General features: G+C 64.6%; 10 protein-coding genes. 9 read left to right on the forward strand and 1 reads right to left on the reverse strand.

The genetic code is table 11. From position 1 onward, the window contains the following. From infB to pnp, 5 genes are all read left to right on the forward strand, one after another. Window positions 1-2,168: translation initiation factor IF-2 (infB, locus tag XI08_RS22465; RefSeq protein WP_271576007.1), on the forward strand; the 2,168-nt coding region annotated here is incomplete at its 5' end. Between the two features lie 155 nt (window positions 2,169-2,323). Continuing rightward, complete coding sequence (gene rbfA, locus XI08_RS22470) at window positions 2,324-2,758, forward strand: 30S ribosome-binding factor RbfA (RefSeq protein WP_271576008.1); 435 nt, start codon at window positions 2,324-2,326, stop codon at window positions 2,756-2,758. Beyond that, on the forward strand, window positions 2,755-3,873 hold the full coding sequence (gene truB, locus XI08_RS22475; RefSeq protein WP_271576009.1) for a tRNA pseudouridine(55) synthase TruB: 1,119 nt from the start codon (window positions 2,755-2,757) through the stop codon (window positions 3,871-3,873). The genes rbfA and truB overlap by 4 nt, the downstream gene beginning before the upstream one ends. Window positions 3,874-3,875: 2 nt before the next feature. Continuing rightward, window positions 3,876-4,145, forward strand: coding sequence for a 30S ribosomal protein S15 (gene rpsO, locus XI08_RS22480; protein ID WP_018644188.1), 270 nt, complete (start codon window positions 3,876-3,878; stop codon window positions 4,143-4,145). Window positions 4,146-4,522: 377 nt separating this feature from the next. Continuing rightward, a complete protein-coding gene (gene pnp, locus XI08_RS22485; protein ID WP_271576010.1) occupies window positions 4,523-6,679 on the forward strand; it encodes a polyribonucleotide nucleotidyltransferase in 2,157 nt (718 codons plus the stop codon). A gap of 112 nt (window positions 6,680-6,791) precedes the next feature. Here pnp and katG read toward each other — a convergent pair whose 3' ends face one another. Further along, the gene (katG, locus tag XI08_RS22490; RefSeq protein WP_271576011.1) at window positions 6,792-8,957 is read right to left on the reverse strand and encodes a catalase/peroxidase HPI; all 2,166 of its coding nucleotides are present in this window, start codon (window positions 8,955-8,957) and stop codon (window positions 6,792-6,794) included. A gap of 114 nt (window positions 8,958-9,071) precedes the next feature. Here katG and XI08_RS22495 point away from each other — a divergent pair, with 114 nt between their 5' ends. The 4 genes from XI08_RS22495 (at window position 9,072) to XI08_RS22510 (ending at window position 11,993) form a co-directional block, all read left to right on the forward strand. Further along, window positions 9,072-9,998: a hydrogen peroxide-inducible genes activator gene (locus tag XI08_RS22495; protein WP_027546825.1), complete on the forward strand. Its 927-nt coding sequence runs from the start codon at window positions 9,072-9,074 to the stop codon at window positions 9,996-9,998. Between the two features lie 7 nt (window positions 9,999-10,005). Next, the gene (locus tag XI08_RS22500) at window positions 10,006-10,473 is read left to right on the forward strand and encodes a GNAT family N-acetyltransferase (protein ID WP_271576012.1); all 468 of its coding nucleotides are present in this window, start codon (window positions 10,006-10,008) and stop codon (window positions 10,471-10,473) included. A 101-nt stretch (window positions 10,474-10,574) separates the two neighbouring features. Next, a complete protein-coding gene (locus tag XI08_RS22505) occupies window positions 10,575-11,384 on the forward strand; it encodes a hypothetical protein (protein WP_271576013.1) in 810 nt (269 codons plus the stop codon). Window positions 11,385-11,396: 12 nt separating this feature from the next. Beyond that, complete coding sequence (locus XI08_RS22510; RefSeq protein WP_271576014.1) at window positions 11,397-11,993, forward strand: glutathione S-transferase family protein; 597 nt, start codon at window positions 11,397-11,399, stop codon at window positions 11,991-11,993. The last annotated feature ends 64 nt before the right edge of the window (window positions 11,994-12,057 follow it).

Below are 12,057 nucleotides of genomic sequence, written 5' to 3' on the forward strand. Positions count from 1 at the left end.
CCGCGCGCCCCGCGACCGCGGCACCGGCCGCGCCTGCGCCGCGGCCTGGCGCCCCCGTGGCCCGGCCCGGAACCACCACGACCCGCCCGGGAACAACGACGGCGCGTCCTGCAACGACAACCGCACAGCGTCCGGGTGTACCGGCAGGTCGCGGCCCCGCAGTTGCAGCCGAACCGGATGAGGACGAGGCACCGCGCCAGATCCGCCGCGGTCCCGGCGGCGCCGCGCGTCCCGCGCCCCCGCCCAAGACCACGCACAAGCCCGGCCCGCAGAAAGAGCGCGGCCGCCTCACCGTCGTCACCGCGCTCAATGCCGACGAGGTGCGCGAGCGCTCGATCGCCTCGTTCCGTCGCCGCACCCAGCGCCTGAAGGGCCATGCCTCGAACGAGCCGAAGGAAAAGCTCATCCGCGAGGTGGTCATTCCGGAAGCGATCACGATCCAGGAGCTCGCCAACCGCATGGCCGAGCGCGCGGTCGACGTCATCCGCATGCTGATGAAGCAGGGCGCGATGCACAAGATCACCGACGTGATCGACGCCGACACCGCGCAGCTGATCGCCGAAGAGCTCGGTCACACCGTCAAGCGCGTCGCCGCGTCGGACGTCGAAGAGGGTCTGTTCGACCAGGTCGACGATTCCACCGACACCGAGACGCGTTCGCCCGTGGTGACCGTGATGGGTCACGTCGACCACGGCAAGACCTCGCTGCTCGATGCGCTCCGTCACGCCAACGTGGTCTCCGGCGAAGCCGGCGGCATCACCCAGCATATCGGCGCCTATCAGGTGGTGTCGCCCGAAAGCGGCAAGAAGATCACCTTCATCGACACGCCCGGCCACGCCGCGTTCACCGCGATGCGCGCCCGCGGCGCCAAGGTCACCGACATCGTCGTGCTGGTGGTCGCGGCCGATGACGGCGTGATGCCGCAGACCGTCGAAGCCATCAACCACGCCAAGGCGGCGCGGGTGCCGATCATCGTTGCCATCAACAAGATCGACAAGCCCGATGCCAGGCCCGAGCGCGTGCGCACCGAGCTGCTCCAGCACGAAGTGCAGGTGGAATCCTTCGGCGGCGACGTCGTCGACGTCGAGGTGTCCGCCAAGAACAAGACCAATCTCGACAAGCTGCTCGAGATGATCGCGCTGCAGGCCGACATCCTCGACCTGAAGACCAATTCGGAGCGCCCGGCCGAAGGCACCGTGATCGAGGCCAAGCTCGACCGCGGCCGTGGCCCGGTCGCGACCGTGCTGGTCCAGCGCGGCACGCTCCGTGTCGGCGACATCATCGTTGCCGGCGCCGAGATGGGCCGCGTTCGCGCGCTGATCTCGGATCAGGGCGAGACTGTGCAGGAAGCGGGTCCGTCGGTGCCGGTCGAGGTGCTCGGCTTCAACGGTCCGCCGGAAGCCGGCGATCGCCTCGCCGTCGTCGAGAACGAAGCCCGCGCCCGCCAGGTCACGAGCTACCGCGCGCACCAGAAGCGCGAGAACGCGGCAGCCTCGATCTCCGGCATGCGCGGCTCGCTCGAGCAGATGATGTCGCAGCTGAAGACGGCGGGCCGCAAGGAATTCCCGCTGATCATCAAGGCCGACGTGCAGGGCTCGCTGGAAGCGATCCTCGGCTCGCTGGAGAAGCTCGGCACCGACGAAGTCGCCGCCCGCATCCTGCATGCGGGCGTCGGCGGCATTTCGGAGTCGGACGTGACGCTCGCGGAAGGCTTCAACGCCGCGATCATCGGCTTCTCGGTTCGTGCCAACAAGGAAGCCGCTGCGGCCGCCAAGCGCAACGGCATCGAGATCCGCTACTACAACATCATCTACGACCTCGTGGACGACGTGAAGAAGGCGATGAGCGGCCTGCTCGCGCCGACCTTGCGCGAAACCATGCTCGGCAATGCCGCGATCCTGGAGATCTTCAACATCTCCAAGGTCGGCAAGGTCGCCGGCTGCCGCGTCACCGACGGCACCGTGGAACGCGGCGCCAATGTGCGCCTGATCCGCGACAACGTCGTCGTGCACGAAGGCAAGCTGTCGACGCTGAAGCGCTTCAAGGACGAAGTGAAGGAAGTCCAGTCCGGTCAGGAATGCGGCATGGCCTTCGAGAACTATCACGACATGCGTGCCGGTGACGTGATCGAGTGTTATCGCGTGGAGACGATCCAGCGCTCCCTGTAAGTCCAAATCTTACCGAAGCGCCCGGATCTTTTTGAACTGAAATAGCGGGAGTGAGATTGCCGGATTTTTCCGGCCATCCACGCCTCTTCGTTTCAACAGGACAAATGACAATGCTCGTGTCCCAAACACGGGCATGACGAGGTGATTTCCAGACCATGCCCCGCCACCATCAAAAGAAGAGTTCCGCGCCAGGCGGAGGCTCGCAACGCCAGTTGCGCGTCGGCGAACAGGTTCGCCATGCGATGGCCGAGATTCTGGCGCAAGGCAACGTGCATGATGCGGACCTCGAAGGTCACATCGTCACCGTGCCGGAGGTGCGGATGTCGCCCGACCTGAAGCTCGCGACAATCTACGTGATGCCGCTCGGTGGCCGCGACACCGAGGTCGTCATCGCTGCGCTCGAGCGCAACAAGAAATTCCTTCGCGGCGAAGTCGCGCGGCGCGTTAACCTGAAATTTGCACCTGATGTTCGCTTCCGCGTCGACGAGCGATTCGACGAAGCGGAACGGATCGAGAAGCTTTTGCGAACACCTGCGGTGCAGAAGGACCTGGAACAGGATCCGGATTCGGATCAGGAAGAAGAGCAATGACGATGGACCCGGCTCACGGCACGATCGGCGGTGAAGAGGCCGATCAGCGCGACGTGCAGAAAAATAATTTTGCGGACATGGGCGGCAATTCTCAGCCACACCAGGAGCCGCGCCGCGTCAACAACGATCCCCGCGCCAGGCAGCAGAAGGGCAACCAGCCGCGCCGCGACCGCCGCGACGTCCATGGGTGGGTCGTGCTCGACAAGCCGATCGGCATGACCTCGACGCAGGCCGTCGCCGTGCTCAAGCGCCTGTTCAACGCCAAGCGCGCCGGCCACGCCGGCACGCTCGATCCGCTCGCGTCCGGCGGCCTGCCGATCGCGCTCGGCGAAGCCACCAAGACGGTTCCCTTCGTCATGGACGGCCGCAAGCGCTACCAGTTCACCGTGTGCTGGGGCGAGGAGCGCGACACCGACGACATCGAGGGCCGGGTCACCGCGACCTCCGACCAGCGCCCGACCCGGGAGGCCATCCTGGCGCTCTTGCCCCGCTTCACCGGGGTGATCGAGCAGATCCCGCCGCGCTATTCCGCGATCAAGGTCCAGGGCGAGCGCGCCTATGACCTCGCCCGCGACGGCGAGGTCGTGGAACTGGCTCCCCGCCCGGTCGAGATTCACCAATTAACCCTTGTGGATCAACCGGATAAGGACCGGACCGTGTTCGAGGCCGAGTGCGGCAAGGGCACCTATGTCCGCGCCCTCGCGCGCGATATGGGCCGGATTCTGGGCACTTACGGCCATATCTGCGCGCTGCGGCGGACCCTGGTCGGCCCATTTGGCGAAAACGACATGATTCCGCTGGATCAGTTGGAGGCTTTGTGCGATAGAGCCGCGTCCGGCGAGGGAAGCCTCGCCGACGCGCTTTTGCCCGTTGAGACCGCGCTGGACGACATCCCGGCACTGGCCGTCACTCGGGCTGATGCGGCAAGGCTCCATCGGGGCCAGGCCGTTTTGTTGCGCGGACGGGATGCGCCCACTTGTAGCGGCACAGTCTATGTCACGGTGGCAGGCCGCCTTTTGGCGCTTGCCGAAGTCGGCAATGGCGAAATCATCCCCAAGCGTGTGTTCAACCTGACCGGCCTGACTGCCAGCCCCGGTCGCAACGAGAGAAATTGACGATGTCGATTGCCGCAGAACGCAAAGCGGAAGTCATCAAGACGAATGCCACCAAGGCCGGCGATACCGGCTCGCCCGAGGTTCAGGTCGCGATCCTGTCGGAACGCATCAACAACCTCACCAACCATTTCAAGACCCACGTGAAGGACAACCATTCGCGTCGTGGCCTCTTGAAGCTGGTTTCGACCCGCCGCTCGCTCCTCGACTACCTCAAGAAGCGGGACGAGGCGCGCTACAAGGCGCTGCTCGAGAAGCACAACATTCGTCGTTAAGTGTTCCTGCGCGCGCCACTGGCGCGCGTTTTCGTGCGTGGTTTCGAACGAAAGCGTTTGTTTAAAGGTTTTTGATCGAGGCTGCGTGCACGTCGGGTGCGGGCCAACACTGATTCGCATCCGGGGCATGATCGGCGAAGACCGCGGTTCGGTGTTCGCGTTCGTGCCGACTGACAGTCCAGCAGCAATCCGGCGGCTGGGCACAACGGGCAAGGCGCCCGTATGACCCGAAAGGATGGACGCCATCCGAATTCCAAAAACCATGGCAGGATCGCAGGACGCTGATCATTCGCTCCGATCAGCGTCCCGCAATCTTGCGCATGGTTTTTGTTTTTCAAAGCGTCCCTTCTTTCGAGAACCCATGAAAGAAGACCTCTATGTTCAATAAGCATTCAGTCGAGATCGACTGGGGCGGACGCCCTCTCAAGCTCGAAACCGGCAAGATCGCCCGCCAGGCCGACGGCGCCGTCGTCGCCACCTATGGCGAGACCGTGGTGCTCGCCACCGTCGTCGCGGCGAAGGCGCCGCGCGAAGGCGTCGACTTCCTGCCGCTGACCGTCGACTACCAGGAGAAGACCTACGCCGCGGGCCGCATTCCCGGCGGCTATTTCAAGCGCGAGGGCCGTCCGACCGAGAAGGAGACGCTGGTCTCCCGCCTGATCGACCGTCCGATCCGTCCGCTGTTCGTCGATGGCTGGCGCAACGAGACCCAGGTGATCGCCACCGTGCTGTCGCACGACATGGAGAACGACCCTGATATCGTCGCGCTGGTGGCATCGTCGGCTGCGCTGACTCTGTCCGGCGCTCCCTTCAAGGGTCCGATCGGCGCGGCGCGCGTCGGCTTCGTCAATGACGAATACGTGCTCAACCCGACGCTCGACGAGATGGTCGACACCCAGCTCGACCTCGTCGTCGCCGGCACCGCCGACGCCGTGCTGATGGTGGAATCGGAAGCCAAGGAGCTGAACGAAGACATCATGCTCGGCGCCGTGATGTTCGGTCACCGCCACTTCCAGCCGGTGATCAACGCGATCATCGAACTCGCCGAGAAGGCCGCCAAGGAGCCGCGCGAAGTCACCGTCATCGACAATGCCGCGCTCGAGAAGGAAATGCTCGGCCTCGTCGAGCAGGAACTGCGCGCTGCCTACGCCATTCCGGTCAAGCAGGATCGCTACGCCGCGGTCGGCAAGGTCAAGGAAAAGGTGATCGCCCATTATTTCCCCGAAGGGCAGGAGCCGAAATACGACAAGCTGCGCATCGGCGCGGTGTTCAAGGAGCTCGAGGCGAAGATCGTTCGCTGGAACATCCTCGACACCGGCAAGCGCATCGACGGCCGTGACTCCAAGACCGTGCGCAACATCATCGCCGAAGTCGGCGTGCTGCCCCGCGCCCACGGCTCGGCACTGTTCACCCGCGGCGAGACCCAGGGCCTGGTCGTGACCACGCTCGGCACCGGCGAGGACGAGCAGTACATCGACGCGCTGTCGGGAACGTACAAAGAGACGTTCCTGCTGCACTACAACTTCCCTCCCTACTCGGTCGGTGAGACCGGTCGCCTCGGCGGCACCAAGCGCCGCGAGATCGGCCACGGCAAGCTGGCCTGGCGCGCGATCCACCCGGTGCTGCCGCCGCATCACGAGTTCCCGTACACGATCCGCGTGGTCTCCGAGATCACCGAATCCAACGGCTCCTCGTCGATGGCTTCGGTCTGCGGCGCCTCGCTCGCGCTGATGGACGCCGGCGTGCCGTTGAAGCGGCCGACCGCGGGCATCGCGATGGGCCTGATCCTCGAAGACAAGCGCTTTGCGGTTCTCTCCGACATCCTCGGTGACGAGGATCATCTCGGCGACATGGACTTCAAGGTCGCCGGCACGGAATCGGGCATCACCTCGCTCCAGATGGACATCAAGATCGAGGGCATCACCGAGGAGATCATGAAGGTCGCGCTCGGCCAGGCCAAGGATGGTCGTATCCACATCCTCGGCGAGATGGCCAAGGCGCTCACCAACGCCCGCGCCGAGCTCGGCGAATACGCGCCGCGCATCGAGACCTTCAAGATCGCCACCGACAAGATCCGCGAAGTGATCGGCACCGGCGGCAAGGTGATCCGCGAGATCGTCGAGAAGACCGGCGCCAAGGTCAACATCGAGGACGACGGCACCGTGAAGGTCGCCTCCTCCGACGGCGAGGCGATGAAGGCCGCGATCAAGTGGATCAAGTCGATCGCGTCCGATCCCGAAGTCGGCCAGATCTATGACGGCACCGTCGTCAAGGTGATGGAGTTCGGCGCCTTCGTGAACTTCTTCGGCTCCAAGGACGGCCTCGTTCACATCAGCCAGCTCGCTTCGGCGCGCGTGCAGAAGACCTCCGACGTCGTCAAGGAAGGCGACAAGGTCAAGGTCAAGCTGCTCGGCTTCGACGATCGCGGCAAGACCCGCCTCTCGATGAAGGTCGTCGACCAGACCACCGGCGAAGACCTCGAAGGCAAGGGCGGCGAGGGCGAGAAGGCCCCGCGCGAAGCGGCCGGCGAGTAAATCGCTCCGCACATCAGAAACACGAAGGGCGGCCTCGCGGCCGCCCTTTTTGTTTGGGTTCGCTCCGGGCGAAATGCGCGCCCTCTCCCGCAAGCGGGAGAGGGGAAGCACCTCACGCCGCGATGTCGAACCGGTCGAGGTTCATCACCTTGGTCCAGGCCTTGGCAAAGTCCTTGACGAACTGCTCCTTGGAGTCCGACGTGGCATAGACCTCGGCGTAGGCGCGAAGCTGCGAGTGCGCGCCGAAGATGAGATCGGCGCGCGTGCCGGTCCCCTTCACCGCGTTGGTCTTGCGGTCGCGAGCCTCGTAGGTGCCGTCGGCCGCCGGCGTCCACTGCGCGCTCATGTCGAGCAGGTTGACGAAGAAGTCGTTGCTCAGCGTGCCCACCTTCGCGGTGAGGACGCCGTGCTTCGAACCGTTCGCATTGGCGCCGAGCACGCGCAGGCCACCGACCAGCACGGTCAACTCAGGTCCCGTGAGCTTCAGAAGCTGCGCGCGATCGACAAGCGCTTCTTCCTGCTGCAGGAACTGATGCTTCTTGCTGATGTAGTTGCGGAAGCCATCGGCCCGCGGCTCCAGCGGCGCGAACGACGCCGCGTCGGTCTGCTCCTGCGAGGCATCCATGCGGCCCGGCGTGAACGCGACCTTGACGTCGACGCCAGCGTCCTTCGCGGCTTTCTCGACCGCGGCGGTGCCGCCGAGGACGATCAGGTCGGCGAGCGAGACCTTCTTCGCACCGGCCGAGGCGTTGAACTCCTTCTGGATCGCTTCGAGCTTGCCGAGGACCTTCGAGAGCTGAGCCGGCTGGTTCACTTCCCAGTCCTTCTGGGGGCTGAGACGAATGCGCGCGCCGTTGGCGCCGCCACGCTTGTCCGAGCCGCGGAACGTCGAGGCCGACGCCCACGCCGTCGAGACCAGCTCCGGCACCGAGAGGCCCGAGGCCAGGATCTTGGTCTTCAGCGCAGCGATGTCCTGATCGCTGACCAGTTCGTGATTCACGGCCGGGATCGGATCCTGCCAGATCAGCGTCTCCTTCGGCACCAGCGGGCCGAGATAGCGCTGGATCGGACCCATGTCGCGATGGGTGAGCTTGAACCAGGCACGGGCGAATGCGTCCGCGAACTGATCCGGGTTCTCGAGGAAACGCCGCGAGATCTTCTCATAGGCTGGATCGAGGCGCAGCGAGAGGTCGGTGGTCAGCATCGTCGGCCGATGCTTTTTGGACTTGTCGAAGGCGTCAGGAATGATCGCCTCGGCACCCTTGGCCGTCCACTGGTTCGCACCGCCCGGGCTCTTCGTTAGCTCCCATTCGTACTTGAACAGGTTCTCGAAGAAGTTGTTGCTCCACTTCGTCGGCGTCGTCGTCCACGTCACCTCGAGACCGCTGGTGATGGAATCGCCCGCCAGGCCCGAAGCGTGCTTGCTCTTCCAGCCGAGGCCCTGATCCTCGAGCGCGCCCGCTTCCGGCTCCGGTCCGACCAGCGACGGATCGCCCGCACCATGGGTCTTGCCGAAGGTATGACCGCCGGCGATCAGCGCGACGGTTTCCTCGTCGTTCATCGCCATGCGGAAGAAGGTCTCGCGGATGTCCTTGGCCGCGGCGATCGGATCCGGCTTGCCGTTCGGGCCTTCCGGATTGACGTAGATGAGGCCCATCTGCACCGCGCCGAGCGGCTCGGCGAGCTGGCGTTCGCCGCTGTAGCGCTCATCGCCCAGCCAGGTGCCTTCCGGACCCCAATAGAGCTCTTCCGGCTCCCAGACGTCGGCGCGACCGCCGGCGAAGCCGAAGGTCTTGAAGCCCATCGACTCCAGCGCGACGTTGCCGGCGAGCACCATCAAATCGGCCCAGGAGATCTTGCGGCCGTATTTCTGCTTGATCGGCCAGAGCAGCCGGCGCGCCTTGTCGAGATTGGCGTTGTCAGGCCAGCTGTTGAGCGGCGCGAAGCGCTGCTGACCGGCCCCGGCGCCACCGCGCCCGTCGGAGATGCGGTAGGTGCCCGCGCTGTGCCAGGCCATGCGGATCATCAGGCCGCCATAATGACCGAAGTCGGCGGGCCACCACTCCTGCGAGTCCGTCATCAAGGCGGTCAGGTCCTTGATGACCGCGTTCAGGTCGAGCGTCTTGAATTCCTTGGCGTAGTCGAATTCCTTGCCCATCGGGTCGGACAGGCCGGAATTCTTGTGCAGCATCTCGATGCTGAGCTGGGTCGGCCACCAGTCGCGGTTTGCCGGCGCGCGTTTTCCACCCGAAAACGGGCACTTCGAAGTGTCGTCCATGAATACCTCCTCTGGTGGCGTCAAACTCGCGCCTTTGACCAGGTAGAACCACTCTAAGCCCCGCATTCCATCAGGGGAAGTTGACTTTAGTGATCGCTGCGATAGGATTTTCTGATGGTCAACGTGACGATGCGCCAGCTCCGGTATTTCGACGCGCTGGCGCGTCACGGGCATTTCGGGCGCGCAGCGGAGGCGAGCTCGATCTCGCAGCCGGCCCTCTCGATGCAGATCAAGGAACTGGAGGAGGCGCTCGGCGGCCTGCTGCTGGAGCGTACCGCCCGGCAGGTCGCGCTGACGCGGTTCGGCGAAGAGCTCGCTCCGCGCGTCCGCGACATCCTGCGCTCGGTCGATGAGCTCGGCGATTTCGCGCGGGCGTCGCAGGACCGCTTCGCCGGCCGCCTGCGCATCGGCATGATCCCGACGATCGCGCCCTACCTGCTGCCCAAGATCACCAAGAATCTCACGCGTATGCATCCGGAACTCGACATCCGCGTGCGCGAGACGATGACGCCGCGGCTGATCCAGGAACTGGTTGAAGGCCGGCTCGACACCGCCATCGTCGCGCTACCGGTGTCCGAGTCCTCGCTCACCGAGGTCGCCCTGTTCGAGGAAAAATTCCTGCTGGTGCGGCCGGGCGCGGATGAGGGAACGCCTGCCCCCTCGCGCGAGATGATGCGGGAGATGCGGCTCCTGCTGCTCGAGGAAGGACACTGCTTCCGCGACCAGGCGCTGTCGTTCTGCAACATGCAATCGGCGCCGCCACGCGAGATGCTGGATGCGAATTCGCTGTCGACGCTGGTGCAGATGGTCAGCGCCGGCATCGGCGTCACCTTGATCCCGGAGATGGCGGTGCCGGTGGAGACGCGATCGGCCTCGGTGTCCCTTACGCGCTTTCGCGACCCGCAGCCCTCGCGCACCATCGGCATGGTCTGGCGCAAGACCAGCCCGCTGGCGCGGCAGCTGCTCCAGATTTCCGAGGTGGTGTGCCTGTCGGCCGGCAAGGTGCGGACACGGCCATCCGTGCGCAATCAGCGGGCCTGAAGCCTCGATGTTGCATCCCGTCATCCGCCCCGCCCGCGCCGACGAATATGACGAGATCGGCCGCGTCTGGATGGAAAGCTGGGTCTCGACCGGCCTCGCCGAGGCGAGTGAATTCCTGCTGGCAAACCTGCGCGCACGCATCAGGCGCGAGATCGAGAACGGCTGGAGCCTGTTCGTCGCCGACGACAACGGCACGATCGCCGCCATGCTGGCGCTGCATCTGCCAAAACGCTATCTCGACATGCTTTTCGTCGGGCCCGCCTACCAGGGCCAATCGCTCGGACGGCAATTGCTCGCCTTCACACGCACGCAAATGCCCGACGAGATGTACCTGCGCTGTGTGCGCGAGAACGAAAAGGCCTGGCGCTGGTACGAGCGCGAGGGTTTTGTGTTCGAGAAGGAAGAGGTTGAACCGTCGAACGGGTTCGTGATGAAGTATTACCGGTGGAAGCGGCCACGGCCCAGCGGCAGGTAGGAAGACCGGGTCTTCACCTTGCGGTTGTCATCGGCGCGCTCTAGTAGACGTCTCACGTCGACGAGAACATCCTGGAAGCCGCAACCCGCATCAGCCGCCCCATGTTTCGCATCTGCTTGACTACGATCTTCCTGTTCGGGCTCATCGCAGGCGCGGCGGCCCAATCCGCTCCATCACCGGCTCGGCCAGCCAAGAGCGTCACGCCGAAAACCGCCCCGAGTTCCAAACAGCCCGCCGCTGCGGACGCGGGACCGTGCGCGATTGGCCTCATTTCCGTCGTCGGCAGTCGGTTCGGTGTTCAGCAGGTTGGCTTCACCATGTTCGGCAACGAGTACGCGCCCGTTGCGATCGATGGCTGGGGACTTGATGACATCGTCATGTCGCGGGTTCGCGCGGCCGCGTCCGGCAAATCCGTCAGGCGCCTAGCGTATTCGCCGAGCGCCTGGGCACGTGCGGGTGAATCGGGTTCGCCGATGCTGAGGCGAAACCCGGAGCGACAGGAATTCGTTCAGCAGAGCGCGGCAGGCGCCAAATGCCAGCTCTATGTCCTAATCGAGAGATTCCAGAACGGCTTCAGCAACACCAACCAATCCGTCGAAGGGTTTGGCATCGTGAAATGGGGCAACCCTATCAAGCGACGCACGTTCCTGTTCGCGCTGACTTATATCACCGTGTACGACGGACAGTCGTTCGAGGTCGTCAAGAAGGCCGCGGCGTCAACGAATGACGAACCCATGATGTCACGCTTGATCGGGATCAACCCGATCAGCGGCCCCAACAAGGAATTGGATGAGACGGCTTTTCCGGCTTCTGCCAATGAGGTGGCGGGCAACCAGGCGCTGCGCGATGGTGTCCGCACGCTGCTGACGACAAGCCTCGACAAGACGCTGCCCCAACTGCTCCGGCAATAAAGGGATTCCGCCATGATCAAGCTCTACTGGTCGCCCCGTTCTCGCTCGTTCACGACGCTCTGGCTGATGGAAGAGAGCGGCCTGCCCTATGAGCGCGTGCTGACCGACATCTCGACCGGTGCGCAGAAGGCGCCGGATTATCTAGAGATCAACCCGATGGGCAAGGTGCCGGCGCTCAGCGACGGAGACGCTGCGCTCGGCGAGGCCGCGGCGATCTGCGCCTATATCGCCGACCGCTATCCCGAGACGAAGCTTGCACCCGCTGTGACCGATCCGCGCCGCGCGCGCTATCTGCAATGGCTGTTCTTCTCACCGGGCTGCATCGAGCCCGCCATCATCCAGATCTTCACCAAGCTCGAGATCCCGACCTCGACGGCGGCGTGGGGCAGCGCGACGCAGGTCTTCGACGTGCTGGAAGCTGCGCTCGCCAAGGGGCCATGGATTCTCGGCGAGGATTTTTCGGCTGCCGACATCACGATCGGCTCCGGCCTGAACTTCGCGGTGCGCCGGTTCAAGATGGTGCCGTCGCGCCCCGCCTTCGATGTCTATCTGGCGCGCTGCATGGCCCGACCGGCGTTCCAGCGCGCGGAGAAGATCGCGGCGGGTTAGAGCGTTTTCAAGCGAAGTGGATACCGGTTCGCGTAAAGAAAACGCGTAAAAACTAGAATCCGGC

Origin of the sequence: Bradyrhizobium sp. CCBAU 11361, from assembly GCF_028128935.1 — a bacterium.
GTDB classification, from domain to species: domain Bacteria; phylum Pseudomonadota; class Alphaproteobacteria; order Rhizobiales; family Xanthobacteraceae; genus Bradyrhizobium; species Bradyrhizobium niftali.

What these genes read in the sequence shown, in the direction of transcription:
- rbfA (WP_271576008.1), top strand. Translation starts at nt 2,324, where the DNA reads ATGCCCCGCCACCATCAAAAGAAGAGTTCCGCGCCAGGCGGAGGCTCG.
- truB (WP_271576009.1), top strand. Translation starts at nt 2,755, where the DNA reads ATGACGATGGACCCGGCTCACGGCACGATCGGCGGTGAAGAGGCCGAT.
- rpsO (WP_018644188.1), top strand. Translation starts at nt 3,876, where the DNA reads ATGTCGATTGCCGCAGAACGCAAAGCGGAAGTCATCAAGACGAATGCC.
- pnp (WP_271576010.1), top strand. Translation starts at nt 4,523, where the DNA reads ATGTTCAATAAGCATTCAGTCGAGATCGACTGGGGCGGACGCCCTCTC.
- katG (WP_271576011.1), bottom strand. Translation starts at nt 8,957, where the DNA reads ATGGACGACACTTCGAAGTGCCCGTTTTCGGGTGGAAAACGCGCGCCG.
- XI08_RS22495 (WP_027546825.1), top strand. Translation starts at nt 9,072, where the DNA reads ATGGTCAACGTGACGATGCGCCAGCTCCGGTATTTCGACGCGCTGGCG.
- XI08_RS22500 (WP_271576012.1), top strand. Translation starts at nt 10,006, where the DNA reads ATGTTGCATCCCGTCATCCGCCCCGCCCGCGCCGACGAATATGACGAG.
- XI08_RS22505 (WP_271576013.1), top strand. Translation starts at nt 10,575, where the DNA reads ATGTTTCGCATCTGCTTGACTACGATCTTCCTGTTCGGGCTCATCGCA.
- XI08_RS22510 (WP_271576014.1), top strand. Translation starts at nt 11,397, where the DNA reads ATGATCAAGCTCTACTGGTCGCCCCGTTCTCGCTCGTTCACGACGCTC.